Annotated in this window: 31 protein-coding genes; 17 read left to right on the forward strand and 14 right to left on the reverse strand. The window is 69.2% G+C overall.

Features of this window, described 5'->3' with window-relative positions:
• The first annotated feature begins 175 nt into the window (after positions 1 to 175).
• On the forward strand, positions 176 to 427 hold the full coding sequence (locus H8F25_RS02485; protein ID WP_197211873.1) for a hypothetical protein: 252 nt from the start codon (positions 176 to 178) through the stop codon (positions 425 to 427).
• A 126-nt stretch (positions 428 to 553) separates the two neighbouring features.
• Here H8F25_RS02485 and H8F25_RS02490 read toward each other — a convergent pair whose 3' ends face one another.
• Complete coding sequence (locus H8F25_RS02490) at positions 554 to 1,138, reverse strand: DUF2808 domain-containing protein (RefSeq protein WP_197211874.1); 585 nt, start codon at positions 1,136 to 1,138, stop codon at positions 554 to 556.
• A 182-nt stretch (positions 1,139 to 1,320) separates the two neighbouring features.
• On the reverse strand, positions 1,321 to 2,577 hold the full coding sequence (locus H8F25_RS02495; RefSeq protein WP_197211875.1) for a glutathione S-transferase family protein: 1,257 nt from the start codon (positions 2,575 to 2,577) through the stop codon (positions 1,321 to 1,323).
• A 735-nt stretch (positions 2,578 to 3,312) separates the two neighbouring features.
• Here H8F25_RS02495 and H8F25_RS02500 point away from each other — a divergent pair.
• Positions 3,313 to 3,651 carry a P-II family nitrogen regulator gene (locus tag H8F25_RS02500; protein WP_197211876.1) on the forward strand — a complete coding sequence of 113 codons (339 nt, stop codon included), beginning with the start codon at positions 3,313 to 3,315 and terminating at the stop codon, positions 3,649 to 3,651.
• Positions 3,652 to 3,864: 213 nt separating this feature from the next.
• On the opposite strand, the gene hemN is transcribed toward H8F25_RS02500, so the two are convergent.
• A complete protein-coding gene (gene hemN / locus H8F25_RS02505; protein ID WP_197211877.1) occupies positions 3,865 to 5,301 on the reverse strand; it encodes an oxygen-independent coproporphyrinogen III oxidase in 1,437 nt (478 codons plus the stop codon).
• A gap of 138 nt (positions 5,302 to 5,439) precedes the next feature.
• Entirely contained in the window at positions 5,440 to 6,165 is a 726-nt protein-coding gene (locus H8F25_RS02510; RefSeq protein WP_197211878.1) for a biliverdin-producing heme oxygenase, read from the reverse strand.
• A gap of 210 nt (positions 6,166 to 6,375) precedes the next feature.
• Between H8F25_RS02510 and H8F25_RS02515 the strand changes: the two genes are divergently transcribed.
• The 4 genes from H8F25_RS02515 (at position 6,376) to H8F25_RS02530 (ending at position 8,208) form a co-directional block, all read left to right on the forward strand.
• Positions 6,376 to 6,609, forward strand: coding sequence for a hypothetical protein (locus tag H8F25_RS02515; protein WP_197211879.1), 234 nt, complete (start codon positions 6,376 to 6,378; stop codon positions 6,607 to 6,609).
• Between the two features lie 94 nt (positions 6,610 to 6,703).
• A complete protein-coding gene (locus H8F25_RS02520; RefSeq protein ID WP_197211880.1) occupies positions 6,704 to 7,396 on the forward strand; it encodes a peroxiredoxin-like family protein in 693 nt (230 codons plus the stop codon).
• A gap of 14 nt (positions 7,397 to 7,410) precedes the next feature.
• Positions 7,411 to 7,818, forward strand: coding sequence for a DUF1499 domain-containing protein (locus H8F25_RS02525; RefSeq protein ID WP_197213357.1), 408 nt, complete (start codon positions 7,411 to 7,413; stop codon positions 7,816 to 7,818).
• 60 nt (positions 7,819 to 7,878) lie between these two features.
• Positions 7,879 to 8,208: a DUF6439 family protein gene (locus tag H8F25_RS02530; protein ID WP_231597011.1), complete on the forward strand. Its 330-nt coding sequence runs from the start codon at positions 7,879 to 7,881 to the stop codon at positions 8,206 to 8,208.
• On the opposite strand, the gene H8F25_RS02535 is transcribed toward H8F25_RS02530, so the two are convergent.
• Both H8F25_RS02535 and H8F25_RS02540 read right to left on the reverse strand, forming a co-directional pair.
• A complete protein-coding gene (locus H8F25_RS02535) occupies positions 8,174 to 8,614 on the reverse strand; it encodes an ATP-binding protein (RefSeq protein ID WP_197211881.1) in 441 nt (146 codons plus the stop codon). The genes H8F25_RS02530 and H8F25_RS02535 overlap by 35 nt on opposite strands.
• 92 nt (positions 8,615 to 8,706) lie before the next feature.
• Positions 8,707 to 9,450: a GUN4 domain-containing protein gene (locus H8F25_RS02540; RefSeq protein WP_197211882.1), complete on the reverse strand. Its 744-nt coding sequence runs from the start codon at positions 9,448 to 9,450 to the stop codon at positions 8,707 to 8,709.
• 121 nt (positions 9,451 to 9,571) lie between these two features.
• Between H8F25_RS02540 and psb28 the strand changes: the two genes are divergently transcribed.
• The 3 genes from psb28 to H8F25_RS02555 are packed head-to-tail and all read left to right on the forward strand — an operon-like array spanning position 9,572 to position 12,035.
• Positions 9,572 to 9,940 (forward strand): photosystem II reaction center protein Psb28, encoded by a 369-nt coding sequence (psb28, locus tag H8F25_RS02545; protein WP_197211883.1) that lies wholly within the window; start codon positions 9,572 to 9,574, stop codon positions 9,938 to 9,940.
• On the forward strand, positions 9,937 to 11,022 hold the full coding sequence (locus tag H8F25_RS02550) for an AI-2E family transporter (RefSeq protein ID WP_197211884.1): 1,086 nt from the start codon (positions 9,937 to 9,939) through the stop codon (positions 11,020 to 11,022). Before psb28 ends, H8F25_RS02550 begins: the two co-directional genes overlap by 4 nt.
• Complete coding sequence (locus H8F25_RS02555) at positions 11,019 to 12,035, forward strand: AI-2E family transporter (protein ID WP_197211885.1); 1,017 nt, start codon at positions 11,019 to 11,021, stop codon at positions 12,033 to 12,035. The genes H8F25_RS02550 and H8F25_RS02555 overlap by 4 nt, the downstream gene beginning before the upstream one ends.
• 81 nt (positions 12,036 to 12,116) lie before the next feature.
• On the opposite strand, the gene H8F25_RS02560 is transcribed toward H8F25_RS02555, so the two are convergent.
• The 7 genes from H8F25_RS02560 to rsmA form a co-directional block, all read right to left on the reverse strand.
• Positions 12,117 to 12,374, reverse strand: coding sequence for a hypothetical protein (locus H8F25_RS02560; protein WP_197214074.1), 258 nt, complete (start codon positions 12,372 to 12,374; stop codon positions 12,117 to 12,119).
• Positions 12,371 to 13,330, reverse strand: a complete 960-nt coding sequence (secF, locus tag H8F25_RS02565; RefSeq protein WP_197211886.1) for a protein translocase subunit SecF — start codon at positions 13,328 to 13,330, stop codon at positions 12,371 to 12,373. The genes H8F25_RS02560 and secF overlap by 4 nt, the downstream gene beginning before the upstream one ends.
• Before the next feature lie 10 nt (positions 13,331 to 13,340).
• The gene (gene secD, locus H8F25_RS02570; protein ID WP_197211887.1) at positions 13,341 to 14,843 is read right to left on the reverse strand and encodes a protein translocase subunit SecD; all 1,503 of its coding nucleotides are present in this window, start codon (positions 14,841 to 14,843) and stop codon (positions 13,341 to 13,343) included.
• Between the two features lie 89 nt (positions 14,844 to 14,932).
• Positions 14,933 to 15,916, reverse strand: a complete 984-nt coding sequence (locus H8F25_RS02575; RefSeq protein WP_197213361.1) for a pyruvate dehydrogenase complex E1 component subunit beta — start codon at positions 15,914 to 15,916, stop codon at positions 14,933 to 14,935.
• Between the two features lie 375 nt (positions 15,917 to 16,291).
• The gene (locus H8F25_RS17485) at positions 16,292 to 16,582 is read right to left on the reverse strand and encodes a DUF3082 domain-containing protein (RefSeq protein ID WP_231597297.1); all 291 of its coding nucleotides are present in this window, start codon (positions 16,580 to 16,582) and stop codon (positions 16,292 to 16,294) included.
• 226 nt (positions 16,583 to 16,808) lie between these two features.
• Positions 16,809 to 17,768 (reverse strand): 4-(cytidine 5'-diphospho)-2-C-methyl-D-erythritol kinase, encoded by a 960-nt coding sequence (gene ispE, locus H8F25_RS02585; RefSeq protein WP_197211889.1) that lies wholly within the window; start codon positions 17,766 to 17,768, stop codon positions 16,809 to 16,811.
• 3 nt (positions 17,769 to 17,771) lie between these two features.
• Positions 17,772 to 18,614 carry a 16S rRNA (adenine(1518)-N(6)/adenine(1519)-N(6))-dimethyltransferase RsmA gene (gene rsmA / locus H8F25_RS02590; RefSeq protein ID WP_197211890.1) on the reverse strand — a complete coding sequence of 281 codons (843 nt, stop codon included), beginning with the start codon at positions 18,612 to 18,614 and terminating at the stop codon, positions 17,772 to 17,774.
• Between the two features lie 123 nt (positions 18,615 to 18,737).
• On the opposite strand from rsmA, the gene H8F25_RS02595 reads away from it, so the two are divergent.
• Positions 18,738 to 19,019, forward strand: coding sequence for a hypothetical protein (locus tag H8F25_RS02595; protein ID WP_197211891.1), 282 nt, complete (start codon positions 18,738 to 18,740; stop codon positions 19,017 to 19,019).
• A 2-nt stretch (positions 19,020 to 19,021) separates the two neighbouring features.
• Here H8F25_RS02595 and H8F25_RS02600 read toward each other — a convergent pair whose 3' ends face one another.
• Complete coding sequence (locus tag H8F25_RS02600; protein WP_197211892.1) at positions 19,022 to 19,384, reverse strand: YraN family protein; 363 nt, start codon at positions 19,382 to 19,384, stop codon at positions 19,022 to 19,024.
• A 251-nt stretch (positions 19,385 to 19,635) separates the two neighbouring features.
• On the opposite strand from H8F25_RS02600, the gene H8F25_RS02605 reads away from it, so the two are divergent.
• The 7 genes from H8F25_RS02605 (at position 19,636) to H8F25_RS02635 (ending at position 24,897) form a co-directional block, all read left to right on the forward strand.
• Positions 19,636 to 20,037 carry a pentapeptide repeat-containing protein gene (locus H8F25_RS02605; protein ID WP_231597298.1) on the forward strand — a complete coding sequence of 134 codons (402 nt, stop codon included), beginning with the start codon at positions 19,636 to 19,638 and terminating at the stop codon, positions 20,035 to 20,037.
• Between the two features lie 17 nt (positions 20,038 to 20,054).
• Positions 20,055 to 20,504: a hypothetical protein gene (locus H8F25_RS02610; RefSeq protein WP_197211894.1), complete on the forward strand. Its 450-nt coding sequence runs from the start codon at positions 20,055 to 20,057 to the stop codon at positions 20,502 to 20,504.
• 83 nt (positions 20,505 to 20,587) lie between these two features.
• The gene (locus H8F25_RS02615; protein WP_197211895.1) at positions 20,588 to 20,998 is read left to right on the forward strand and encodes a LexA family transcriptional regulator; all 411 of its coding nucleotides are present in this window, start codon (positions 20,588 to 20,590) and stop codon (positions 20,996 to 20,998) included.
• A gap of 9 nt (positions 20,999 to 21,007) precedes the next feature.
• Positions 21,008 to 22,300 carry a Y-family DNA polymerase gene (locus H8F25_RS02620; RefSeq protein ID WP_197211896.1) on the forward strand — a complete coding sequence of 431 codons (1,293 nt, stop codon included), beginning with the start codon at positions 21,008 to 21,010 and terminating at the stop codon, positions 22,298 to 22,300.
• A 67-nt stretch (positions 22,301 to 22,367) separates the two neighbouring features.
• Entirely contained in the window at positions 22,368 to 22,949 is a 582-nt protein-coding gene (locus tag H8F25_RS02625) for a hypothetical protein (protein WP_197211897.1), read from the forward strand.
• Between the two features lie 4 nt (positions 22,950 to 22,953).
• Positions 22,954 to 23,961: an SDR family NAD(P)-dependent oxidoreductase gene (locus H8F25_RS02630; protein WP_370525797.1), complete on the forward strand. Its 1,008-nt coding sequence runs from the start codon at positions 22,954 to 22,956 to the stop codon at positions 23,959 to 23,961.
• Between the two features lie 138 nt (positions 23,962 to 24,099).
• Positions 24,100 to 24,897, forward strand: coding sequence for an acyl-CoA desaturase (locus tag H8F25_RS02635; RefSeq protein ID WP_231597012.1), 798 nt, complete (start codon positions 24,100 to 24,102; stop codon positions 24,895 to 24,897).
• The last annotated feature ends 170 nt before the right edge of the window (positions 24,898 to 25,067 follow it).

The following is a 25,067-nucleotide window of genomic DNA, read 5'->3' on the forward strand; positions in this document are numbered from 1 at the left end:
AACCACCGCCTCTGGGTGGATCCCGATCTGAACGCGAGCTCAACCCTTTCTGTTCCGTCCACCCCGCCGTTCGCAGCACCCTCCGTTCCATTCCGATCTCGGCGCTTCCTGAGCCCGAGTGTTTCGCGGCTTGTTCAGAACTCTCAACCTTCATCCACCAAGCGAGGCTTCCACCATGTCCGTGCCTTCCGCTCCACCGTCCCGCGCCGCCCAGGGCGCCGGTCAGCGTCTCTACAGGCTTGTCGATCAGTACGGTGACCCCCATCCGGTCCTGGACGACCTGTACGACTCCCTGGAGGCGGCCTGGTCGGAAGCACTCAGCTGGTGGCGCGACCATTTCGGTCCCGAGCAGTCGGCGATCGGCATCGGCGTCGAGGTGAGCACCGCCAGCGGTGACTGGCGCACGCTGCGTCACCCGGGCGTCTGAGGGGAGGCCCCTGGCACCGTCAGAATGGGCGCCGCTCCGCTGTACCGGCACGATGACCTTCTCACTGTCGGCCGTGGTCGTCTTCGCGGGCCGTTCTGCATCCCGGCTGCCGGCAGCGCGTTCTGCTCAGAGCGGATAGCGCTCATAGATGCGCAGGGTGGCCGTGCCCACCGGGCTGGCCACGGGGTTCACCCCAGCCGGCCACACCATCACCTGGAACAGATAGGTGTCGGCCGCCTGGGGATTGGTCCAGGGCCTCAGCACCACCGTCACGGTTTCACCGGGAGGCACCGGTTCCAGGAACGTCACGTTGATGAGTCGGGAACGACCATCGAAGCTGGCCTGCACCGGGATGGCCCTCCCCTCTCGCCGCGGCCTGCCCAGAAAGGCGCGGGTCAGCTGGGGTGAGAAGGGGAAGTTCCAGTCCGCCCCTCGTGTCTGCTGCACGCTGACGCGACCCAGGGAGGCTCCGGCCTGGGGATCGAGGCTGAGCGTCAGGTAGTACGACACCGGCGCCGAACCGGCGTTGGAGTCATAGGTGATCAGCTCCGCTTTCCAGGGGGCGCGCACGAACACCGTGCTGCCGTTGAGCTCGAGAGCCGACACCGGCAGGATCGCGGGTGAGAGCGGGCCTGCCAGGGCCATCAGCACCGCTGCTGATGGCAGCAGGCACCCCCGGGTGGCGGCGTGGAGACGGAGCAGACCTGACATGACCGATGGCCGCGGAATTCGGTGGAGTCGGAGGCTCCGTGGCGCACCTTGCCAGGCCGCTCAGGCGCCGGCAACCGGACAACCGCAACGGTGGCCGACGCTCTGGGCCTGGCCCGTCGGTTCCTGAACCCGATCCGGATCGGTCGGGTGCTGGGGAGGTGGCGCTGAGGCAGATCGCACGCTCAGAGCACGGCGCTTCTCGACTGGGCGGCGGCCCTCAGGAACGGCGCGGGATCCTGATCGCGGCGATGCTGAAGGGGAAGCGCGGGCCCCTGCCCGGTGGGGTCGAGGGGATCGAGGGTGGCTGTCCGTTCCAGAGCCTGTCGCAGTCGGCGGGCCGCATGCAGTGGCATGTCGCGCGGCACCGAGATGCGGTCGCGCAGAGCGCGCAGGGCCGTGGCGGAGCCAGCCGGCGGCGGGATGTCCAGGACACGGACCAGGTGGGTGAGGGCAGCGCGCAGCGCCTGATCGAACAGATCTCCGGGCAGCTTGTATCGGGATACCAGCGTGCGACGGTGTTTCAGCACCCTGGCCAGAGCCACGGCTGAGGCGTCCTCAGGTTCGTGCTGAGACGTTTCCGGATCGAGCACCAGTGTTTCTCCAATGGGCCAGGGGCCCTGATCGATCCGAGCGGCCAGGCGCTGCTGCTCCGGCAGACCGTTGGGGAAGCAGCCCCCCATCTGTGGAGGCAGGTCATGGGCATGGGTGTGGAAATCGCTCTGGGTGCCGAGGTAGGTGGACCTCTGTTCGAGGGCAGAGAACCAGCGATGAAGGGCCGGATGCCGCTGTCGCAGGAGGTAGCCCTTGTAGTAGGCAAGCGAGGCGTTCATCCGCTCCACGTAGGGCACGAACACCAGATCCGCCGTGCTGAGTTCGGATCCCATCAGGAAAGGGCCTCCCTGGGCGAGCAGAGCCTGCTCCATCGCCTCGGCCACGCGACAGAACTGAGCCGACGCGGCGGCACTCCGGGGGCTGTGTGGATAGCAGAGCCATTGGCACCAGGCCTGGAACAGTTGACGTTCCAGGCGCCTGAGCGGCAACACCTCAGGCTCGCGCATCCCCGGACCCAGGCAGCCGAAGGCCGCCTCAAGGCTCTCCAGGATGCGGTCGCTCTCGGTGATCAGGCGACCGTCCAGCTCAACGGCCGGCAGCATGCCGGAGGGCACCAGGCGTTGATACCAGGCCTCCTTCTCGCCGTAGCAGAACATCGTGACCTTGCGGATCCGATGGGGAATCCGCCGTTCCTCAAGCCACAGCCAGACCTTCTGGCAGTAGGGACACCAGGCATGGTGATCGCGGAACAGGGTGACCCTCACCGCGCCCTCGGGATGATCGAACAGGCGCAGGTCGGCCTGGGGGTTGGTGGGGCCGACCGAGCGATCAGGCTCCGGAGAAGCATGCGACTCCAGTTCCGACCAGGTCAGGGGCAGGTCAGGCACGGGGGGTGGGTGCGGGTACAACCACAAGCAAACAGGGTGATCCTGCCGCAGGCACTGGTGACACCGTGACGACGGCTGGCGATGGCGGTCGCAGGGTTGGGGTCATGCTCAGCGGTGATGCATGCCGAACCCTGCAGCGATTGCGCGTCCGACGCTGATCACGGATCGGCAGAACTGTTTCGTCTGTTACAGAGTCAGAACCACCGTGGCGTGCACCGTAGCGGCGTGAACTCCTGAGAGGTGGTGCATGCCATGCCTCCCGATTCCTGGTCTCGCGGACGCCGACCTCGAGAGGTCTGCTGTGAGCGTCTCATCAGACCTCTCACGGCTTGTGTCCAGAAGCCGCGACCGGGTTGCGTGGTACGGGCCCTCATCGGTGCCGGAGCCAGCCTCTCAGCACGGATGCCCGGCTCAGCCCTGGCAGCCCCCGCGGCCGTCAACGCCTCTTCGGAGCTGCCCCAGATGCTGGTCGGGTCTGCCATGGTTCCAGCGATGACGACGGGTCTGCCATCAGGATCCCGGAGTGGAGAGGCCATTGCGGTCTCTGCACCACGCCATTCACGGCCGTTCTCATCATCCATGGCTGTTCTGCCCTGGCGACTGCCATCATCCTGTTCGGTCTCGGTGCCGTGATGCCGCGACGCATCAGCATCTAGCAGGAGAAACCGGGCCTCCACTGCGTGGGCCACGGTGAAAAGACCGACGACCCCAACACCAACTGATCCGGACACTTCCATGAAGATGATCACAGCCCTGGTGCGTCCCTCCAAGGTGGATGCCGTCAAGTCAGCTCTCGTGGCGATCGAGGTGATCGGCATGACCGTGACGGATTCCCGAGGCTTCGGCCGCCAGAAGGGACAGGTGGAGCGCTATCGCGGTACGGAGTTCACCGTCGAATTCCTGCCCAAGAGCAAGATCCTGGTCACCGTGCCTGATCACAAGGTCAGTCAGACGGTCGAGGCCATCGCCAATGCCGCCCGCACCGGTGAGATCGGTGACGGCAAGATCTTCGTCACCCCGGTGGAACAGGTGTATCGCATCCGCACCGGTGAAGGCGGCGAAGCCGCTCTCTGATCCAACGGCCTCGCGGGGCACCGTCCTGTTCTCGCCTCGCCGTCCGTTGCTGGCGCCAGAGTTTCCCAGGTTCACCGACCCTGGGACCGCTCACTCGATGGGACGCCTGCCCCACAGGCTCCTCCCTTCCCCTGATGCCCCCGGAGTCCAGCGCGGGCTTCGGGGGTTTTCTGTTGCGCTCCGCTCGTTGCTCACCCCTGACGTGAGGGCGGCTCAGATGAGGCGCGACCCGCTGGCCCGGCGCCGCTGGGTCGGATCAAAGACCGCGGCCACTGTGCGGATCAGCCAGCGACCGCTGGTGGTGACATCCACCTGGCCTCGATGGCCGTTGCGCTGGAAGCAGACGAGGCCATCTGCGGCGAGCGACTGCAGATCGCTCCATTCCTGCTGAAAGCGATCCAGATCGAGCTCCACCCGGAAATGGCACATCACCTCGCGGATCAGTTCGCGTCGTTCGATCACGTCGGGATCCTGCACCGTCAGGCCCCGCTCCACCGGCAGCTCCCCCTGCTCGAGCGCACGGCTCCAGGCGCGCAGATTGCGCTGGTTCTGGCAGTAGAGGTTGGCAAACATGCTGATCGCCGTCGGCCCGATGCCAAGAAGATCCAGTTCACCGCCGGTGGTGTAGCCCTGGAAGTTCCGGTGCAGCCGACCCTGCCGGGCCGCCACCGCGAGGCTGTCGTCGGCGAGGGCGTAGTGATCCATCCCGATCGCCTCCCAACCCTGGGCGGTGAGCAGGCGATGGGCTTCTTCCAGCATGGCCAGCCGCTGTCGCTGGCTGGGGAGATCGGTGGCGTTGATCCTGCGCTGCATCGGCAGTTGATCAGGCAGATAGGCAAAGGAGAACAGGGAGATCCGGTCCGGACGCAGTTCACGCACCAGCTCCAACGTGGTGCGGAAGCGTGCCGGCGTCTGCAGGGGCAGGCCACAGATCAGGTCGACGTTGACGCTCTGAAAGTCGGCTTCGCGCATCCAGGCCATGGCCCGCCGCAGCTGATCCACCGGCACCACACGGTTCACGGCGCGCTGCACGAGCGGGTCGGCGTCCTGGATCCCGAAGCTGATGCGGCGGAAACCGAGACGGCGCAGGTGCAGCACCGCATCCCGGTCGAGCAGTTCGGGGTTGACCTCGATCGAGGCCTCCAGGTCGGACTGCAGCTCGAAACGGCTGGCCACCAGGTCCCACAGCCGCCCGATTTCGTCGTTGTTCAGATAGTTGGGGGTGCCACCTCCCCAGTGGAGCTGGGCCAGGGGCCGCCGCGTGCCCCCCTGCCGCTCGATCAGCTCCAGCTCCCGTTCGAGAGCTTCGAGATAGGGGCTCACCGCCCGCGAGCCGGCCTGGGTGGTCACCCGGTTGCAGCCGCAGTACCAGCAGGCGTGCCGGCAGAAGGGCACATGCACATAGAGCGACAGTGGGTCCTCGCCCGGTTGCTGCAGCTGCCGTGTCAGATCCGCAGGGCCGACGGCCTCGCTGAAGGCGGCGGCGGTCGGATAGCTGGTGTAGCGGGGGACCGGCCGGTCGTGCCTGAGCAACAGCTCCAGGGCGCGATCGACCTCTGTGGACGGCCCGGCGTGCGGAGCCGCTGTGGGCGTCAATGGCGGCTCGCAGCATCGTGACGCGGACCTGGGGGAGCCCTGGGCGAGGGTCATGGTGGTGAGGGGAGAGAAGGGAGAAGCTCCGCAGCGGGGAGCCGTGGCAAGGAGGAGCCATGGGCGGGCCAGCCATGGCGGCGCCCTGGAACGAGGCGGAAGCAGCGCTCTGCGGATCGCCCCATGCCGTTCGCTGACTCAGGCCGCGGATGGAGCCGCCGTGCCCTGCAGCTCTGCGAGCTCCGCCAGCAGCCGCTGGGTGAGCAGGAAAGCCGCCTCGCTCTCCTCGAGCAGTTCCTGCTCCTGGGCATCGGTGAGGGTCAGGGCTTCGAAGCCGTCATGCAGCGCGGCCTTGAGCGCAGCGATGGGCTGCTCGAAGTGCCAGAACCACAGCGCCGGCAGTGCGTCGGCCGCCAGGATCTGATTTGCCTGCTCGGCCAGCTGCTGACCGCCGGAGAGGTCGCCGCCGTAGCGCACATAGACATGGGCCATCAGGCGATGGGGAGAGCGCTCGGCCAGTTCCTGCAGCCGCTCCAGCCAGGCCCTCGCCGCAGGCGAGGCGGGTGTGGCGGGTAGGGCGGCCAGGCTGGCGACATCCCGCTCCAGAGCGGCACGGCGACTGAGCTGCTGCCAGGGGAGGGCATCGGCGCCCAGCTGGGCCGCCACCAAGGGCGCATGCTCCTCCAGAAAGCCGTAGGCCGGCTCCAGGGCACGGACCAGCGCGGCCAGCTGCAGCGGAGTGGCCTCCCCGGTGAGCAGGGAACGGGAAAAGGTCATCCCTTCAGCCTGGTGGTGCGCTCTGCCGATGCGCCCGTGCAATCGCCGGATCCGGGGACCGAAACCACGGCGCTGTCGCGCATCGTCGGCGGTGGCGTGATCGGAGATCGAGGCCTCCAGGGGAGGCGCCAGGGGGGCGGAGACCATGGCCGTCACGGGCGGGGAGCCCGTCGAAGAGGAGCAGACAAGATCATAACGCTACCGTTGTTTCGTGATGCTTTGCGCGCTGGGTTTCCGGGCCGGTTCGCAGGGTTTCGTTGCATTCGCGCCGCAGTCAGGAGGTGGTGGCGTGAGCCAGCGGACGGCGAGGGCGGCGGGGTGGGAACCTGGCAGCGGTCCCCGCGTTCCGAGCTGGCCATGAGCATCCCGGCCGCTGATCCCGCTCCGGGTCTGAAGCTGCTGCGTTTCGGTGTACGGCTCCTGCGCGTCAGCGCCAGCACGGTTGCGGTCTTTGCCCTGCTGCGGCAGCAGTGGATCGCCGGTGCGCTCTTTGCGCTCGCCTGGCTGCTGATCCTGGGTGCCCCGCTGGTGTTCCCCCAGCTGGAGCCGGTCCCCTCCGCTGACGCGGACGCCGGGACACCGGATCGCTGAATCCTCCGCACGGCTGCCGCTGGCAAGGCCGCCCGGCTGCGTGGTGCCGGTGCCGGCCGTCCCCTCCGGGCGGACAGCCGATACGGTGGCGCCCATGCAAGCCCCCGCTTCCCTGCTGCAACGGCTCGAAGCCCATTCCGGGATGGGTCCCGGGCGCCGTCGCCTTGTGGTGCTCTTCCCCCAGCTGGGCGACTTCGACAGCCTGGAGTACGGACAGGCCCTGGCGGCGGCCCTGCCGCATCTGGAGGCTTCCAGCATCGCCTTGCTGGCCATCGGCATCGGCGATGAGGCCGGCGCCGAGCGCTTCTGCCAGCACACCGGTTTCCCGCGCGCCCGGCTGGAGGTCGATGCCGAGCCAGACCTGCACCGCCAGCTGGGGCTCTATGAAGGAGTGCGCACTCCCCTGGGGCCCTGGCCGGGCCTTCTGCTGATGTGTGCCGGCATCGGTTCGCCCGGTACCCTCGCCGAGGTGCTGCGCGGCTACACCGGCGATCGCACCGCTCCCCAGCGCCTGCAGGCTCCCCTCTTCGCCCTGGCCGGCGGGGAGGGCTTCCAGCGACCGTTCGAGCTGGCGACAGTGCGATTGCGCAACATGATCGAAGTGCTCGGTCACTGGCGCACCTACGTGCCCGATGACGCCCACCTCACCCAGCGGGGCGGCACCTTCCTGCTCGACGCGGACGACGCGATTCTCTACAGCCATCGCGATGCCGGCATCCTCGGCTTCTCCGCCACCATGGCGCGGCCGCTGAGCTTCCTGGATCCTTACCTGGCCTCCGGAGCCTGACCCGTTTGTTCACCATGATCCCGACGCTGCAACACTTCGCTCTGATGATCAGCCTGGCGCTGTTCCATCTGGTCGGTCCCGTGCCAGCGGATCTGGGCGTGCATGGCGGGGCGCTCTCCCCCTGCCCATCCAGGGCCCACTGCGCCCGCGTCGACTGGCGCGTCGCCGATCCTGAGGCAACCCTCGCGGCGCTGCGGCCAGTGATCGCAGCGATGCCTCGCACCGAACTGGTGGAGGAGTCCTCCGGCTATCTGCACGCCACCAGCAGCAGCGCCCTGTTCGGCTTCGTCGACGATCTCGAGCTGTATGCCGATCCGGCCCATGGCCTGCTGCAGGCCCGCTCGGTCTCCCGTCTCGGCGACTCGGATCTGGGGGTGAACGCCCAGCGGCTGGCGTCCCTGGAGGCTGCGCTGCCCGATTGAGTGGCCGTGCCCCGCGCGCCGGAGTCACCGACCGGGCGCAGCCCCGATGGGAGCGCCAGGATGGTCCCCCGTCGAAGCGTCGTCGTGACTGCTGCGCCCACCGCCCCGTCCAGCTCGCACCGTTGGCCAGACCAGGCCCTGCCTCTGACCCAGCAGCTGCATCGGAGCCTCAGCATCAACGAGCGGGACTGGCACGCGCTCAAAAGCCAGCGTCCCCGTCGTGCCGCCGAGCAGCTCTCAGCCGCCCTGGTGCAGCTGTTGTCCCGTGACACCCCCACCAATGCCGCCGCCGGGGAGGCGCGCCGGGAGGCGATCGCCCTGGTGGAAAACGCGCTGGGCTGGCTGAAGGCTGAGATCAGCGATCCGGGTTGTCCGAGCCACGGCCGTTGATCAGCCGCAGCCGCCGCAGGGGCCGCCGTGCCGCCAGCTGCAGCCGGTTGCCGCGGCGGCTCCAGCGCACATCGTCGAAGCAGTGATGGATCAGGAACAGCCCACGGCCGCAGATCGCATCCGGCGCTTCCGGAAGGGCGTGGACCCTTGAATCGCGCGGCACCCCCGGGCCCTCATCCTGCACCTGCCAGATCAGCCAGTTGGGGGTGATGATCTGGCGCACCCGCAGGCATTTCAGGGGGTCGCAACCATTGCCGTGACGCACGGCATTGACCAGGGCCTCCTGCAGGCCGAGCTGCAGTTCCGCCTGACGCACGGCACAGTCCACGGGCTCGAGCAGGATCTCCAGCAGGGGAGCAAGCTGCAGCGTCGATGGAGTGATGAAATCAGCCCAACGCAGAGCCATGCGGCGGCCGAGCAGGGGTCGGTGATCCGGTTTCAACCTACGCCAGGACCCTCACCCCGGCTGGGGCGATGGCAAGCGAGTGTCATCAAGCCTCAGGAGGGAGACTCCACCGCGGCGGCAATCCGGCTGGCCAGGGCAGGGTGCTGGAGCAGGGCATCCATCAGGCGGACACCGCGCAGCTGGTTCACCAGCGGCATGTGCCCATCCGGGGCCGCGAGCGACCAGGTGAACGAGCCTGGGTAGCGGGTCCAGCGGCCATCCGTTTTCCAGCCGAGGCGCGGCCAGAGCCGCTCCCACTGGCCACCGCAGGCTCGCAGCAGTCTCCCCTGCACCGAGAACCCGAACCGACCCTGGGAATAGACGATCCAGAGGCGATCGAGCGACTCCAGATCCACCGAGGGCATCCCTGCCACTTCGCTGTAGAAGACGTAACCGCGCTTCACGGCATCCGGTCCGGCCAGCTGACGCAGGATCTCACTGGTGAGCCGGTCGGCCTGCTCGAACTCCTGCACCATCAGATGGCGCTGCAGGGGGGCGTGGTCGATGGCCGCGGCACTGCCCACCGCCAGCCAGCCGTCCGGATGGCGATCCAGGAACGCCTGTCGCAGAGACGCGTCCTCAGCGCTGAGCAACCAATGGATCAGCGTGCCGGCCGCCCAGTCCTCGCCGGTGGCGTCCAGCCGGTCCAGGGCGGCGGGCAGCAGCGGCAGCAGTTCGTCCCGTCGGTCTTCGAGCTGCGGCAGCAGGCTGCGACGCTGGCGCGAGGAGCCGCCCAGGAAGCGCTCCAGCAGCTGATCGGCGCGGGCGGTGCGGGTGACCGGAGGTCCGGAAAGCATGGAGAACGGTCGGCCGGGAGATGTCCGCTGGCGGGCAGGCCGACCCATTGTCAGGCATCGGCGTGAACGCCGGCGGGTCGTTCGCCGGCCTCTGCCTAGGATCGGCTTTTCACGGATTGCCATGGGCGCCGCCATTCAGTTCTTCCGTGGGGTGGACGAGCCCGTGGTGCCCGATATCCGCCTCACCCGCTCCCGCGACGGCCGCACCGGCCAGGCGATCTTCGTGTTCGAGGACCCCGAGGCCCTGGCGCCGGAGACCATGGGCGACATCACCGGCATGTTCATGGTCGATGAAGAGGGAGAAATGGTGACCCGCAAGGTCGACGCCCGTTTCGTCAACGGCAAGGCCAGCGCCCTCGAGGCCACCTACACCTGGAAGACCACCGCTGACTTCGAGCGGTTCATGCGCTTCGCCCAGCGCTATGCCGAAAGCCACGAGCTGGGCTTCTCGGGACAGGGCGAGGAAGAGGGGGCCGGGGACGAGGCTTGAAGTTCGGCGACTGGCTCGGTCTGCTCGGCCTCACGGCGTCTCTGGCGCTGCTCTGGAGTCTCCGCGGGGGCGTCATCCTGGTCTTCGCCGCCGTGGTGCTGGCGATGGCGCTCTGCACGTTGGTGGGTGCCGTCCGCCAGCGCCTCGGCTGCGGCCGTCCCCCGGCACTCCTTCTCAGTCTGCTGGCGGTGCTGCTGGTGGTGCTGGTGGCTCTGACGACGATCCTGCCCCCCTTCTTCGGGCAGTTCGCCCAGCTGCTCCAGAAGCTCCCGGAGTCGGCTGACCGTCTGGTCGAGCTGGTGCAGACGGCGATGACGAGCGTCTCGCGCATGCTCTACGGCAGCCAGGAGGCCGGACTGGGCTGGCTGAGGCAGAACCTCACTCCCGGTCCGGAGGCCCGGGGAGCGCTGGCAAGCAGCCTCAGCGGCGGCCTGCTGCGGCTGCTCGGTCTGGCTGGAAATCTGGGCGCCGGCCTGCTGCAGACGCTGTTCGTGGTGGCGGTGGCCCTGATGATCGCGGTCCAGCCGCAGGCCTACCGCGAGGTGGCCGTCCTGCTGGTGCCCTCCTTCTATCGCCGCCGCTTCCGACAGGTCCTGCTCCAATGCGGTGAGGCGCTCAGCGCCTGGATGGTGGGAGTGCTGATCAGTTCGCTCTGCGTCGGGATCCTGGCGGCGATCGGCCTCTCGCTGCTCGGAGTCAAGCTGGTGGCGGCCAACGCCGTCCTGGCGGGTGTTCTCAACATCATTCCCAACATCGGCCCCACGCTGAGCACGCTGTTCCCGATGTCGGTGGCGCTGCTTCAGGACCCCTGGAAAGCCCTGGCTGTCCTGGTTCTCTACATCATTGTCCAGAACCTTGAGAGCTATCTGATCACCCCGTCGGTGATGCATCACCAGGTGGCGCTGCTGCCCGGTCTGACCCTGACCGCTCAGTTGCTGTTCACCCTGGTGTTCGGTCCGCTCGGTCTGCTGCTGGCACTGCCGCTCGCAGTCTGTCTGCAGGTGATCGTGCGGGAGGTGCTGATCCACGACGTGCTGGACGGCTGGAAACGACGGCCTCGCCTGGAGCGCCTCGGACCATGAACGCCCGCACCCTGCTCGGGGCCCTCGCCCTGGTCATCCTCGTCCTGCTGGTGTGGGAGCTGAGATGGGTGCTCCTGGTCCTGTTCGGCGCCGTGGTGCTTGCGGTCGCCCTCGATGTACCGATCAGCGCCCTGCGACGCCTGTCGCCCCTCAACCGTCCTGCGGCGCTGCTGCTTGTTCTGGTCGGTCTTCTGCTGCTGGGCTGGGGTCTGTTCACCCTGCTGCTGCCTGAAGTGATTCAGCAGGTGGAGCAGCTGTTCAGCCTGCTTCCCACGCTCAGCCGTCGCCTGGCGGAACTCACCGATCGCATCCCCTGGTTGCCGGATCTCGAGCACCAGCTGTTCCAGTCCAACAATCTCGAGCGGCTGCAGCCCCTGGGGGGGCAGCTTCTGGGTGTGGCCGGAGGAGCCGCGAACACCACGATCCAGCTGCTGTTGATGGCCCTGCTGGCTGTGCTGATGGCGCTTGATCCCCGCAGCCACACCCGCCTGGTGGTGGCGATCACCCCCGCCTTCTATCGCTCCCGCATGCGACAGCTGCTGCAGGAGTGCCGTGAGGCGCTCGGGGGCTGGTTGGCCGGCATGACCCTCTCGGCGGTGGTGGTCTTCCTGACCACCTGGGCCGGCCTGGCCTTGCTGCGTGTCCCTCTGGCTCTGCTCAGCGGTCTGATCTGCGGACTGCTCACCTTCGTTCCGACGATCGGTCCGACCGCCGCCACCCTGGTGCCGCTGTCGGTGGCTCTGCTGGTCTCTCCCGCAAAGGTGCTCCAGGTGCTGGTGCTTCGGTTGGTCCTGCAGAACGGCGAAGCCTTCCTGCTGACGCCCTTGCTGCTCAATCGCGCCGTCAATCTCCTGCCCACGGTGGCCCTGATGTCCCAGCTGTGCCTCGGGGCACTGCTCGGTCTGCCGGGTGTGCTTCTGGCGCTGCCGCTGGTGGTGGTGCTGCAGGTCCTGTGCCAGCAGGTTCTGGTGAACGACATCATGGATCACTGGGACCGTCAGGGAGAGTTCTGACTGCGGCAGCCACGCCTCTCCCGGTCCGGATCCCGACGACACGCGGGAGTGCCGGGCACGGGGCCCTTCGGCCTGTGCGGACTAGCGCCGTGATCGCCCGTATCGCCGCCAGAGAGAGGGCTGGGCCAGGAGCACCGCGATGGCCAGCGGATGGGCGGTGATCGCGGTCGCCAGGGAGGTCAGGGTGACGTGATCGACCAGCAGGACCAGCTCGGTTCGCAGATCGAGCACCGCCAGGATCAGGAGCACCAGAGGCAGGAGGTGGAAGCGCCCTGCAGGAGTCGCGTCGGGGGGGGGGTGGTCCTGAGTCCGCTCGGCCTGGCCGGATGATCCGCTCATCGGCGGGACAGCACCGGCAGGAGGGTCGGGGCCACGGCGATGCTGGACCACGCCCCCACCAGAATGCCGGTGCTCAGTGCCACAGCAAACCAGAACAGGGTGCTGCCCCCGAAGAGGATCAGGGCGATCAGCGGCAACAGGGTGGTGAGGCTCGTGTAGACGGAGCGGGTGAGGGTGGCACTGACGGCGGCATCCGCCTGTTCAGCAAGGCTCTGCTCCTTGAGCTCGGCCCGTTTTTCACGGATCCGGTCGAAGATCACCACCGTGTCGTTGACCGAATAGCCGGCGATCGTCAGCAGGGCCACGGCAAACAGGCTGTTGACCTCGACGCCGGCCAGAAGACCCAGCCAGGCGAACACGCCACAGGTGATCAGCACATCGTGGCCGAGGCAGACCAGGGCCAGCAGGGCGAAGATGCGGTCGTAGCGGAAGGTGATGTACAGGGCGATGCCCACGAAGCTGACCAGCAGCGAAATCAGGCTGCTGCGCAACAGCTGGGCCCCGAGCGTGGGCCCGATCGTGTCGACCGACAGGCCACCGGGCTCGATCTCCCCGACCAGCGGCCGGATCTGATCGACCAGTGCCTGCCCCTGGGCGGCACTGAGGGTGGGAAGGCGCAGGAGCACCAGCTCGCCGTCATCGAGAATCTGGCCGGAGACGCCCCGGAGATCAGGGGGACTCTCACCGGCTTCGGCAGGCAGGGAGATGGAGCGCACTCCGGCCTCAAGCGCGCTCACCGTGAGCGGCGGACAGGAGTCGTCGCAACGGCGGCTGAGTTCGATCTGGGTGCCACCGGTGAAATCCAGGCCAGGCCGCAGCGGCAAGCCGATCTCCGGGGATCGCCAGGACAGCGCCATGCCGAAGAGGCTCAGCAACAGGGCAATTCCGGAGATCGCCCAGAGCAGGCGACGGCGGCGATTGACGCGCAGATCGAGGAGTGAGGCGAGAGTGGCCATCGAGGGGGGGTCAGGATGCCGTGGCGGGCAGCTCGGCCCCGGGCAGGAAGTAGGTGGGACGGCGCAGGGCCGGGTAGCTCATCAGCAATCTCAGCAGGGTGCGGGTGCAGGTGAGCGCGCTGAACAGGCTGAGCAGAACACCGATGCCGAGGGTGACGGCAAATCCCTTCACGAAGCCGGTGCCGAGCGCAAAGAGGGCAGCGCAGCTGATCAGGGTGGTGAGCTGGCCGTCGAGGATCGAGGAGAACGCGAGGGCGAATCCGGTGTCGATCGAACGGATGAGGGTATTCCCAGAGCGAAGTTCATCCTTGATCCGCTCAAAGATGAGCACATTGGCATCCACCGCCATGCCGAGCGACAGGATGAAGCCGGCGATGCCCGGCAGGGTGAGCGTGACGGGGATCAGGGCATAGATCGCCAGATTGAACAGCCCGTAGAGGCTGAGAGCCACCACGGCCACCATGCCGGCCAGGCGATAGGTGATCACCATGAACAGAGCCACCAGGGCCAGGCCGGACAGGGCCGCCAGCAGGCTGGTGCGGATGTTCTCGGCTCCGAGTGACGGGCCGATGGTGCGCACCTCGATGATCTTCACCGGCAGTGGCAGCGAGCCACCGCGCAGCTGAACCTCCAGCTCGCGGGCCTCCTCGGCGGTGAAGTTGCCGGTGATGCTGGCCCCACCGCCGGTGATGCCAGCAGCCTTGAACTCAGGGCCGACGGTGGCTTCGCTGATCGAGCGTCCATCGAGGACGATGCCCAGCACCCGGCCGGTGCCGGCGATCGACTGGGTGAGCGCTGCGAACTTCTCACCGCCCTCGCGGTTGAAGCTCAGGGTCACATCCCAGGTGCTGGCCGTGGCGCTCTGCTGCCGGCCGGCGGCGGTGAGCTCCTTGCCGGTGAGCTGGGTGGGGCCGTAAAGGCCCACCAAACGGCGGTTGACCTCCTGAAGGAGAAGGCCGATCTGATCGCTCTCGCTGCTTCCGGCCGGCACCTCCACCCCGAGGTCCCTGAGGGAACGGGCCAGATCCTCAGGGGGCAGCTGCGGCGTGGGCCTGGGACCCCCGGCATCGGTGGGATCCTGGTTGAGCGCGGGGTCCCGTGCGGCCAGCACCGCCTCGGCCTGACGCTTCAGGGGCAGCAGACCCTGCATCTCCTTCTCGGTGCCGGGCTTCTGGGCGCGGAACTCGAGCAGGGCCGTGCTGCCCAGCACCCGGGCGGCACGGCTGGGGTCCTGTTCGCCAGGCAGCTGCAGCACCAGCTGGTCATTGCCCACGGTCTGCAGCGTCGATTCCGCCACCCCGAGGCCATTGATGCGACGCTCGAGCACCTCCTTGACGGCCTCCAGCTGCTCCTTCTGGACGCTGCGGATCTCACCGGCGGGCAGTACCTGCAGGGTGAGCTGGCTGCCACCGCGCAGATCGAGGCCGAGCTGGAGGCCATAGCTGGCGAGAAGGGCGGCGGAGGCGATCGCGAGCGCCAGGATGAGGGCTACCCAGCCCTGTTGGCGTGCCATGAAGTTCGGGCGGTGGTAGGAGGCGGGAAGGGGCAGTGCTGAGGCGGTGGAGCCCCGTGCCTGGCCGCCCTCCGGTTTTCAGGGACGTCTCAGACGCTGCCGGCCTTGAGCTGCAGGGCCGCCTCGACGATCTGATGGGGCTGAATGATCGTCAGGTTCTCCAGTTTTCCGTTGTATGGGGTCGGGATGTCCTGGGAGGAGAGGCGGATCGGCCTGGCGTCGAGATCGTCGAAGCAGTGTTCGGTGATCAGGGCGACGAGCTCGGCGCCGATGCCGCCGGTCTTCATGCACTCTTCCACCACCAGAACCTTGTGGGTCTTGCGGATCGAACGGCTGATCGTCTCCATGTCGAACGGCTTGAGGCTGATCAGATCGATCAGCTCCACATCCACCCCCTCGGCCTCCAGCTGCTGCACCGCCTTGAGGCAATGGTGACGCATGCGCGAATAGGTGAGGATCGTCACATCCTTGCCTTCGCGGACCACCTCAGCCTGATCCAGTGCGCAGATGTAATCCCCCTCGGGGATGTCTTCGGAGAGGTTGTAGAGCAGCACATGCTCAAAGAAGAGCACTGGATTGTTATCGCGGATCGCGGCCTTCATCAGGCCCTTGGCATTGGTGGGCGTGCTCACCGCCACGATCTTGATGCCGGGAACGGCGTGGAAGTAGGCCTCCAGCCGCTGACTGTGCTCAGCGCCCAGCTGTCTCCCCACACCGCCCGGGCCACGCACCACCGCAGGAATCGTGAAGTTGCCGCCGCTGGTGTAACGCAGCATCCCCATGTTGTTGGAGATCTGGTTGAAGGCGAGCAGCAGGAAGCCCATGTTCATGCCCTCCACGATCGGCCTCAGGCCGGTCATGGCGGCACCGACCGCCATGCCGGTGAAGCTGTTCTCGGCGATCGGGGTATCGAGCACGCGCAGCTCGCCGTATTTCTCGTAGAGATCCTTGGTGACCTTGTAGGAGCCGCCGTACTGGCCCACGTCCTCCCCCATCACGCAGACATGGGGATCGCGGGCCATCTCCTCGTCGATGGCCTCACGCAGGGCATTGAACAGAAGGGTTTCGTCCACGGCAGGAGGGCTCTGGGGCTGCGCTCCGCAGGCGCGAAGCAGGCTCAACCTATCTCAGTCCCGTCCGGCGCTTCGCTGGTTCTGCGGCGGCGATGGGCTCAGCCGCCGGCGGCGAAGGTGCTCAGCAGCAGCACCGACAGGAGCATGCCCGGCAGCAGCAGCACCACCAGCAGTGCGAGGTCGTGGGGGGTCATCGTCGGGGGTGTCTGCAACAAGGGAGAGGTGCGGAGCCGGGTGCCACGGCGATCCGGGGCGGTCGCTGCGGTGTCTCGGAGGTGCCCCCCGCCGCTGTGGGGCTGGGAGCCCCCTGACCACGGCGCAAGCTAAGGGGGCCCGGGGCTCAGCCGCCAGGCTCTGCATCGCTCTGTTCTCCCCTCAGGACGCCCCCTGCGAGTGGCGGGGCTGCAGAAGGCTGCGCAGGAAGGTGAGCGCCAGCCCGACACCGATGAAGGCGAAGCTGAAGGTGGCCAGGAAACACATCCCCACGATCAGCGTCTTGAGGGCGGTGGCGATGCTCTGGGCGATCTGGGCGCTGTAGTGGGGAGGATGCTCCGCGTAGTACCCGACCACCTTCTGGCTCAGGCCCAGGCTCAGCCAGGCCAGCAGGCCGCTGGTGAGCGCACCGGAGAGGAAGCTGAGCGGGCCCTTGCGGGGCCGCTGATCCACGCTCTCAGCACTGGCCTGCGGCGCGGCGGCCTCGGCAGCAGCGGCCGTGCCGAAGCCGGATCCCGCGGCTGCAGCGGGAGCGACATCCGAGACCGGGGGCACCTCAGCCCCGCTGGCCGGCTGGGCGGGGAGGGGTTCGGGAGCGGAGGGGGGATTGGCGGCGGACATGGCTGCGGAACTGACGGATGGAGAACTGAGGACGACAGGGACCGGCTGAGCGAATGCCTCAGGCTCCGCCCGCGCTCGCGGGCGTGTCCTCCACCCTGACGCCGTGATCCAGGAAACGGCAGCACCAGTGCTCGAAGCCGGCCTCCTGCAGGCTCGGTGCCAGCCGCTCGCCGGCGGCCTCCGCCTGATCGCCGTCGTCGTAGAGAGCGAACAGGGTGGGGCCGGAGCCGCTCATCGCCACCACACGTGCCTCACCCTGCTCGCGCAGCAGTCGCAGGCCCAGCCGCACGCTCTCGACCTCCGGTTCCACGACCGCCTGCAGATCGTTCCGCAACGGCGGCAAGGGCCGCTCGCCCTGCAACGCCTCCAGCAGTGGCCCCCGGCGCAGGGCTGATCGGCGCTGCTCGAAGTCCTCCTCATGATCGAGATAGAAATCGCCGCGCAGCTCCCGGCAGCGGCCGTAGGCCCAGGGGGTGGAGACGCTGGCGGAGGGATCCTTGACCAGCAGCACCCCGAATCCGGGCCGCTGCGGCAGGTCCGGATCCTCAAGGATCTCGCCGCGCCCGAAGCAGAGGCGGGTGCCGCCCTCCAGGCAGAACGGCAGGTCCGAGCCCAGTTCGGCAGCGAAGCGATGCAGGTCGGCCGCCGCGAACCCCAGCCCCCAGAGGCGGTTCAGCCCCACCAGCGCGGCGGCCCCGTCGCTGGAGCCACCGGCGAGGCCGGCGCCGATGGGGATGCGCTTGCGCAGCTGCATGTGAACGCCGAGCTCCGGCAGCCCGGCACGGCTGCGCAGCAGCTCCGCGGCCCGCACGATCAGGTTGCTGCCATCGCTGGGCAGGTCCTGCCGGTCGATCGTCAGCGCGAGGCGTCCATCGGCGCTCGGTGCCAGGAGCAGCTCATCGGCGAGATCCAGGCTCTGCATCAGCATCGCCAGCTCGTGGAAGCCGTCGGGCCGCAGACCCAGCACCTCCAGATGCAGGTTGATCTTCGCCGGCGCCAGGACGCGGAGGGTCGCCATCGTTCAGCCGCTGGTGGGCACACAGGAGAGGCGATTCAAGCCGGTGGCCAGCGCCACCCACTGGGCCGGGCTCAGCTCCTGGGGGCGCTGGGCGAGCTCCACGCCGGCCTCCGCGGCGAGGCGGCTCAGATCCTCCGGCGGCAGCACTCCGGCCAGGGTGTTGCGCAGCATCTTGCGGCGGGAGGCGTAGCAGCGGCGCAGCAGGCTTTCCACCTGGCGCGCCACGGCGGGTGCCAGCAGCTCCTGCGGCGGCAGGGGCTCCAGCAGGATCACCTCCGACATCACCTTCGGCGGCGGCGCGAAGCAGCGCGGAGGCACCGGGCAGACGCTGCGGCAGCGCGCCAGCAGCTGCATGCGCACGCTCAGGGCCGAGCAGGCGCTGCTGCCCGGCAGGGCGCGGATCCGCTCCCCCACCTCCTGCTGCACCAGCAGCACCAGCCGTCCATAGGCGGGCTGCACAGGGCGATCCAGCCGACCGACCAGCCGCTCCAGCAGCGGACCGGTGATGTTGTACGGGATGTTGGCCACCACCTTGGTGGGTGGCTCGACGCCCTCGGCCCGCAGCGGCACCTCCAGGGCGTCCCCCTCGATCAGATGGAAGCGCGGGTCGCCGCCGAAGCGCTGCCGCAGCCCCGCCACCAGGTCGCGGTCCAGCTCCACCGCCACCAGGTCCTGCAGCGGGCCGGCCAGCAGCCGCTCGGTCAGCGCCCCGCGGCCGGGCCCCACCTCCAGCACCCGATCGCCCGGGACCAGCTCAGCGGCGGCGAGGATCCGATCCAGCACCCTCTCATCCACCAGCCAGTGCTGGCCGAAGCGCTTGCGGGCGCGATGGCCGGCGGCGGTCATGGACATGCAGCGGTGCCGCACCGATTGTGACGCCTCGGCGGATGGCCGGGCTCCCTGCCCGGCCGGGGCTGCCGGTTCGGCGAAGGGTGGTCAAGCTGGAGTGACCATCGCGGATCTGAAGTCATGCGCCCCCTGCCGATCCTGCTGGCGCTCGTCCCCCTGCTGGCCCTTCCGGCCGTTGCGGGCAGCGTCACCGCCGATTCGATCAACGATCATTCCGCCGCCCTTCAGGAGGCCCTGGCCCGGGTGCCGCGCGGGGCCACCGCCACCCGCAGCCAGTGCCAGTCGATTCAGGTGGGTGGCTTCGGGTTGCCGCGCTGGCGTTGCACGGTGTGGTTCAGCGAGGCGCCCGCGCCGGGCGCTCCGGCTTCCGGCCAGCCGGCTGCTCCGGCGACGGCTCCCTGAGCTCAGCCCTCGAGCCGGATCCAGCGCACCGGCAGCCGTGCCGGCGGCAGCGGGACGAGGGCCGCCACCATCTCCACCGGGCTGCGCTGCCAGTCCGGATGGGCCGCCAGCCAGCAGGCCCAGCTGCGGGCCAGCCGCAGGCGCTTCTCGCCCCGCAGGGCGGCCAGGCCGCCGCCATCGCAGGCGCCGGGCCGCCGCGCCTTCACCTCCACCAGCAGCAGCCGCTGCCCCTTGCGCAGCACCAGATCCAGCTCCCCCCAGCGGCAGCGCCACTGGCGATCCAGCAGCCGCCAGCCCCTCTGCCGCAGCAGTCGCAGCGCCCGTTGTTCGGCCCAGTCCCCCTGGCGCTGCTGCGCGGTGCGCATGGCGGTGTGAGCGGCTGAGGGCAGAGTTCCCCGACGGCGACACCGTCTTCCTCCCCCGCCCCTCGCGCCTAGGGTCTTCACCCCTTCGCAGTGAACCGATGGCGCCGAGCCCCTCGCCGCAGCCGATCACCGCCGAGCTGCCCCCAGCCCCACCGGCGGCATCCTCTCGCCGCTCCCCTGGCCTGGGCGCCGTTGCCGCTCTGCTGGCTGCGTTGCTGCTCTGGCTGCCTGCCCAGCCGGTGCTGGCGGCGATGGACTACGCCAAGCAGGTGCTGATCGGCGCCGACTTCCATGGGGCCGACCTGCGCGGCGTGACCTTCAACCTCACGAATCTGCGCGAGGCCGATTTCCACGACGCCGATCTGCGCAACGCTTCCCTGTTCGGGGCCAAGCTGCAGGACGCCGACATGCGCGGCGCCGATCTGCGCGAGGCCACCCTCGATTCGGCCGTGTTCGATGGCACCGACCTGCGCAATGCGCGCCTCGACGATGCCTTCGCGTTCAACACCAAGTTCCGCGATGTGCTGATCGAGGGAGCTGATTTCACCAACGTGCCGCTGCGGGGTGATGCGCTCAGCGCTCTCTGTTCCGTGGCCAGCGGCACCAATCCCTCCAGTGGTCGCGCAACCCGCGACACACTGGGCTGCGGCTGATCCACCGGATCCGATCCATGCCTCTCGATCCCCGCAGCCGTGAGCGGCTCGAAGCCCTCGGCCGCACCCTGCCCCAGCCCCTGCCGGCTCCGGAGCCGACGCGGCCCAGCCGCGGCGATGCCACCGCCCCGCGCCACGCCGTCGAGACCGAGGACAACCCCGAGCAGCTGTTCCGCGAACTGATGGGAGCCAGTGCCGACGGCACCGTGCCGCCCCATCTGCTCGATCGGCTGCGCCAGCTGGAGAAGGAGCGCCTGCGCAGCCGGCCTGCGGTGCCGCCCCGGGGCGAGGGCTCGCTGCAGCCGGCCAGCGCCGCCGCAGCGCCCGCATCCGGTGCCACCGCGCGGCGCCGTCAGGGAACGCGGCCGGGCGGCGGCCGCCCGGCCCGTGTCGCTCCCGGCAGCGAAGAGGCCGATCTTTACACCGCCTTCGCCCAGCTGCTGCTCGAAGACGAGGAACTCGACTGACCCCGTCGACCCGTCCGGCAACCTCCCACGCCCCGCAGCCAGTACATCTGAACTAGCGTGGCGATCCCCGCCGCCGACCTGCGATGCGTCCTGAGGGTCTCTGCCGCGACACCGGCTGCGCGCCCGCCGGCGCCTCCGGGGGCGCTGTCGCGCCGGCGGATCTTGATCTGGCCCGTCTGCTGATTCCGGATCCGGAGCGCAGCCTGCTGCTGCGGGTCTGCGGCCAATCGATGCAGGGTGCCGGCATCCGCCACGGCGATTTACTGGTGGTGGAGCGGAATCGGACGGTCCGCAACGGTGCGGTCGTGGTCGCCCGCCTGGGGGAGCGCTTCACCCTCAAGCGGCTGCAGTGGCGACAGGGCCGCTGCTGGCTGGAGCCGGCTCACCCCGCCTACCCGCCCCTGGATCTGGAGCGGATCGCACGCCGGCAGGGCCTGAGTGCCGCGGATGTGCAGATCTGGGGGGTGGCGGTGCACGTGATCCGCGCGCTCTGAGCCCTCGCCATGGCCCGCGCCACCGTGCTGATCGACGGCAACAACTTCTATGCCTCCTGCGAGGCGGTGCTCGATGCCTCCGTGATCGGCCGGCCGCTGGTGGTGCTCTCCAACAACGACGGCTGCATCGTCTCGCGCAGTGCCGAGGCCCGCGCCCTGGGCATCCCGATGGGAGCCCCCTGTTTCAAGGTGCGCGCCGAACTGCAGCGCCACAACGTGATCGTGCGCAGCTCCAACTACAGCCTCTACGCCGACATGAGCATGCGGCTGATGGCCACCCTCGAGCAGTGGGTGGAGGAGCTGGAGATCTATTCGATCGATGAGGCCTTCGGGCTGCTCAGCCGCCCGCCGAGCCTCGATGGACAGCCCGGCGAGCTGCGCACCTGGGGCCTGGAGCTGCGCCGTCAGGTGCGCCGGCGTCTGGGTCTGCCGGTGGCCGTGGGGATCGCCTCCACCAAGGTGCGCGCCAAGATCGCCAACCGGATCGCCAAACGCGACCCCGCCCACGGCGGCGTCTTCGATCTGGAGGCGGTCGCCGACGCCGATGCCGCCCTGGAGAGCATCGCGATCGAGGACGTCTGGGGCATCGGCCGGCGCCTGTCGCGCTGGTGCCGCCTGCGCGGCATCGCCCATGCCCGTGCCCTGCGCGACATGCCCAGCGGTGAACTGCGGCGCCGCTGCGGCGTGGTGGGGGTGCGCCTGCAGCAGGAGCTGCGTGGCATCGCCTGCCTGCCGCTGGTGGAGGAGCCGCCGGCCAAGCGCGAGACCTGCGTCAGCCGCAGCTTCTCCACTCCGATCCGCTGCCGGGAGGAGCTGCGCCAGGCGGTGGCCACCTATCTCGTCCGCGCCGCCGAGAAACTGCGCCGCCAGCGCCAGCTGTGCGGCTGCGTCACGGTGTTCGTGCGCAGCAGCCCTTTCGACGGCAGCAGCTTCTACAGCAATGCCGCCACCGTCCGGCTGACCACCGCCAGCAACGACACCGGCGTCCTGCTGGCGGCGGCCCTGCCGCTGGTGGAGGAGCTGTTCCGGCCCCACAAACCGCTGCAGAAGGCGGGGGTGCTGCTGCAGCAGCTGCAGGGTGACAGCGAGCTGCAGGGCCATCTGCTGGAGCCTCTGGAGCCCGCACAGCAGAGGCGGCGACAGGCGCTGATGGCCGTGGTCGATGGCCTCAACCGCCGCTACGGCAGCGCCACGGTGCAGTGGGCCGCCTGCGGCCTGGCCCCTCGCTGGGCGATGCGCCGCTCGCGCCTCTCCGGCGCCGCCACCACCCGCATCGCTGAACTGCCGCGGGTGTGGGCGTGAGGACAGGGGGAGGCCCCAGGGAGCCGCAGAGGCCAGGCCACGATGGAACCCGTTTCGGTGCTGCGCCATGCCGGTCGCGTTTCCTCCGGCCCTGCTGCTCAGTGCCCTGGTGCTGCAGCTGGCTGGCTCACCGCTGGCGCCGCGCCCGGAATCGGCCCTGCCGCCCGAGCTGATGCCGCTGCTGCGCGCGCTCAAGCGCCATGGCTTCCGGGTGCGCATCGCCCTGCCACCGGCGCGTCGGGCCTACGGGCAGTACGAACCCGCCAGCCGCACCCTGTGGCTCTCGCCCCTCAGCTTCGAGCTCGGCATCGCCCGGCAGACCTTCCTGCATGAGGCGGTGCATGCGGCGCAGAGCTGTCCGGATGGACGGGTGCTGCGGCCGATCGGCTGGACGCTGCCGCTGCAGCCGGTGGTGCGCAATGAGATCAGCGGCCTGCTGCTCAACGCCTACGGCGCGCACAGCCGGGTGCTGGAGCAGGAGGCCTTCGCACTGCAGGGACAGCCCGATGCGGTGCCGCGCCTGCTGCGGGCCCTGGAGCAGCGCTGTGGTGGTCGCAAGGCGAGCGGGGCACACATCCGGAATGGCACCGCCGCCGGGCAGGTGAAGCCACTGGCGCTGGCAGTGCCAGGGTTGAGGCAGCCGTCCTGACAGCGTGAACCCCTCCGGCCAGGCGCCGATGCGGCGCATCCTGCTCACTGGCGGCAGTTCCGGCATCGGGCTGGAAGCGGCCGCCCTGCTGATGCAGGCAGGGCATCACCTCACCCTCCCGTGCCGGGACGCCGCCGGCATCGACCGGGTGCGCAGCCGGCTGGGCCCTGCGGTGCAGACGCCCCTCTGCGATCTGGCGGATCTCGCCAGCGTGGCGGCCTGCTGTGAGGCGCTGCTGGCTGGAGGCGAACCGATCGACACGCTGGTGCTCAACGCCGGTCTGCAGTTCAGTGGCGCCCGTGAACCGCGCTGGTCCGCCCAGGGCTTCGAGCTGACGGTGGCGGTCAATCACCTGGCCCATCAGGCGCTGCTGCAGCGGCTGCTGCCCCTGCTGCGGCGGGGCACGCCGCCGCGTCTGGTGGTCACCGCCTCCGAGGTGCATGACCCGGCGGCGCCCGGCGGGCGGGTGGGACGGGCGGCGGGCCTGGGGGATCTGGCCGGCCTGCAGCAGGGGCCCGGGGCGGCGATGCTGGCCGGCGGCGAGCGCTTTGACGCCGAGAAGGCCTACAAGGACAGCAAGCTCTGCAATCTGCTGATGGCCCGGGAGCTGGCGCGCAGGCTGCGCCGGCTGGGCGTGGACCTGCCGGTGCTGGCCTGGAGTCCGGGGCTGGTGATCCCCCGCGGGGAGGGCGGCTTCTTCCGGGAGAGCCGCCGCCTCAATCCGCTCGGCCAGGCCCTGTTCGCTCTGCTGGCCCGCGATCTGCTGCGCCTGACCGAAACGCCGCAGCGGGCCGGTGCCCTGCTGGCGGGCCTCGCCGTCGACCCTCTGCCCGAGGCCGCTGGCTTCCGCTACTGGAGCAACCGGGTGCTGGGTCCGGGCCGGCTCCGCTTCGAGGTCAGCCAACCGAGTGCGGAGGCCTGCGACGACGCCCTGGCCGAACGGCTGTGGACCCTCAGCGCCGCCGTGCTGGGCCTGGACCCGCAGCAGGGACTCGAGGGCCTGCCGCAGTAGCCACCGCCCTGCGATCCGCCGATGCAGGCGCCTAAGGTGAAGCATTCAGGATCAGATCTGAGCCGGATTTCTCACACGTCACCCCACAACAGTCGGGCGCGACGTTTTCTGCATGGGCTCGGTCCTGTGTTCATCGGCATGGCCCATCTGGGCTGCGCCCTGCTGCTGCTCACCGGGCTGGATCTGGCCGCCGGGCTCTGGGCCCTGGCGCTGTATCTGCTGCGGATGCTCGCCACCACGGCGATCTATCACCGCCTGGTCACCCATCGCAGTTATCAGGCGCCACGGCTGGTGTGGTGGCTGGGGTCGCTGGTGGCCGCCTCCTCGGGCCAGATGGGCCCGAGCTGGTGGAAGGCGCACCACCTCGCCCATCACCGCCACGTCGACACAGCCGGCGATCCCCACACGCCGCTGGGCGCCGGTGGACCCTGGCGGGGCTTCTGGGACGCGCAGGCGGGCTGGCTGCTCTCGCCGCGCTTTCATCCCGAGAGCCTGCCTGCCGATGTGGAGGCGGATCCGGTGCTGCGCCTGATCGACCGGGCCCATGTGGTCCCTGCCCTGGCCCTCGCCCTGCTGTCCTGGTGGATCGGCGGGCTGGAGTGGCTCGCGGCCTACTGCCTGAGCACCACCCTGCTGTTTCATGGCGTCGCCAGCGTCAACTCGGTGGCCCACCTGGTGGGCGATCAGCCCTTCGCCACCGCCGATGCCAGCCGGAACAACCGCTGGGTGGCGCTGATCACCCTCGGCGAGGGCTGGCACAACCTGCACCACGCCTTCCAGGCCTCGGCGCGCCAGGGCTTCTCGCTGCGGGCCGGGAGGGTGGTGCACCTGCCCGATCCCACCTATCGCTTCATCCGCCTGCTCGAGCGACTGGGCTGGGCCTCGGAGGTGAGACTCCCAAGCGACCGGGCGCTGGTGGCGAGGGCCTCCGGCTGAGGCCGTCCGGCCCCGGCCGTGGGGGCGGATGATCATCGGTGCCGACCGCCTTCTGTCGGAGCGATCTCCGGGGCGGTGAGATCCTGTTAGCCCCGAGAGGGCGGGTCGTGCGACAGCACCGACCCGGACCGCCGTGCTGATCTTTTCACGCGCCTCCGCCGAAACTCGCC

It is taken from the genome of Synechococcus sp. CBW1004 (genome assembly GCF_015840715.1).
GTDB lineage: Bacteria > Cyanobacteriota > Cyanobacteriia > PCC-6307 > Cyanobiaceae > Cyanobium.

What these genes read in the sequence shown, in the direction of transcription:
- H8F25_RS02485 (WP_197211873.1), top strand. Translation starts at nt 176, where the DNA reads ATGTCCGTGCCTTCCGCTCCACCGTCCCGCGCCGCCCAGGGCGCCGGT.
- H8F25_RS02490 (WP_197211874.1), bottom strand. Translation starts at nt 1,138, where the DNA reads ATGTCAGGTCTGCTCCGTCTCCACGCCGCCACCCGGGGGTGCCTGCTG.
- H8F25_RS02500 (WP_197211876.1), top strand. Translation starts at nt 3,313, where the DNA reads ATGAAGATGATCACAGCCCTGGTGCGTCCCTCCAAGGTGGATGCCGTC.
- hemN (WP_197211877.1), bottom strand. Translation starts at nt 5,301, where the DNA reads ATGACCCTCGCCCAGGGCTCCCCCAGGTCCGCGTCACGATGCTGCGAG.
- H8F25_RS02510 (WP_197211878.1), bottom strand. Translation starts at nt 6,165, where the DNA reads ATGGTCTCCGCCCCCCTGGCGCCTCCCCTGGAGGCCTCGATCTCCGAT.
- H8F25_RS02515 (WP_197211879.1), top strand. Translation starts at nt 6,376, where the DNA reads ATGAGCATCCCGGCCGCTGATCCCGCTCCGGGTCTGAAGCTGCTGCGT.
- H8F25_RS02520 (WP_197211880.1), top strand. Translation starts at nt 6,704, where the DNA reads ATGCAAGCCCCCGCTTCCCTGCTGCAACGGCTCGAAGCCCATTCCGGG.
- H8F25_RS02525 (WP_197213357.1), top strand. Translation starts at nt 7,411, where the DNA reads ATGATCCCGACGCTGCAACACTTCGCTCTGATGATCAGCCTGGCGCTG.
- H8F25_RS02530 (WP_231597011.1), top strand. Translation starts at nt 7,879, where the DNA reads ATGGTCCCCCGTCGAAGCGTCGTCGTGACTGCTGCGCCCACCGCCCCG.
- H8F25_RS02535 (WP_197211881.1), bottom strand. Translation starts at nt 8,614, where the DNA reads ATGGCTCTGCGTTGGGCTGATTTCATCACTCCATCGACGCTGCAGCTT.
- H8F25_RS02540 (WP_197211882.1), bottom strand. Translation starts at nt 9,450, where the DNA reads ATGCTTTCCGGACCTCCGGTCACCCGCACCGCCCGCGCCGATCAGCTG.
- psb28 (WP_197211883.1), top strand. Translation starts at nt 9,572, where the DNA reads ATGGGCGCCGCCATTCAGTTCTTCCGTGGGGTGGACGAGCCCGTGGTG.
- H8F25_RS02555 (WP_197211885.1), top strand. Translation starts at nt 11,019, where the DNA reads ATGAACGCCCGCACCCTGCTCGGGGCCCTCGCCCTGGTCATCCTCGTC.
- H8F25_RS02560 (WP_197214074.1), bottom strand. Translation starts at nt 12,374, where the DNA reads ATGAGCGGATCATCCGGCCAGGCCGAGCGGACTCAGGACCACCCCCCC.
- secF (WP_197211886.1), bottom strand. Translation starts at nt 13,330, where the DNA reads ATGGCCACTCTCGCCTCACTCCTCGATCTGCGCGTCAATCGCCGCCGT.
- secD (WP_197211887.1), bottom strand. Translation starts at nt 14,843, where the DNA reads ATGGCACGCCAACAGGGCTGGGTAGCCCTCATCCTGGCGCTCGCGATC.
- ispE (WP_197211889.1), bottom strand. Translation starts at nt 17,768, where the DNA reads ATGGCGACCCTCCGCGTCCTGGCGCCGGCGAAGATCAACCTGCATCTG.
- rsmA (WP_197211890.1), bottom strand. Translation starts at nt 18,614, where the DNA reads ATGACCGCCGCCGGCCATCGCGCCCGCAAGCGCTTCGGCCAGCACTGG.
- H8F25_RS02595 (WP_197211891.1), top strand. Translation starts at nt 18,738, where the DNA reads ATGCGCCCCCTGCCGATCCTGCTGGCGCTCGTCCCCCTGCTGGCCCTT.
- H8F25_RS02600 (WP_197211892.1), bottom strand. Translation starts at nt 19,384, where the DNA reads ATGCGCACCGCGCAGCAGCGCCAGGGGGACTGGGCCGAACAACGGGCG.
- H8F25_RS02605 (WP_231597298.1), top strand. Translation starts at nt 19,636, where the DNA reads ATGGACTACGCCAAGCAGGTGCTGATCGGCGCCGACTTCCATGGGGCC.
- H8F25_RS02610 (WP_197211894.1), top strand. Translation starts at nt 20,055, where the DNA reads ATGCCTCTCGATCCCCGCAGCCGTGAGCGGCTCGAAGCCCTCGGCCGC.
- H8F25_RS02615 (WP_197211895.1), top strand. Translation starts at nt 20,588, where the DNA reads ATGCGTCCTGAGGGTCTCTGCCGCGACACCGGCTGCGCGCCCGCCGGC.
- H8F25_RS02620 (WP_197211896.1), top strand. Translation starts at nt 21,008, where the DNA reads ATGGCCCGCGCCACCGTGCTGATCGACGGCAACAACTTCTATGCCTCC.
- H8F25_RS02625 (WP_197211897.1), top strand. Translation starts at nt 22,368, where the DNA reads ATGCCGGTCGCGTTTCCTCCGGCCCTGCTGCTCAGTGCCCTGGTGCTG.
- H8F25_RS02635 (WP_231597012.1), top strand. Translation starts at nt 24,100, where the DNA reads ATGGCCCATCTGGGCTGCGCCCTGCTGCTGCTCACCGGGCTGGATCTG.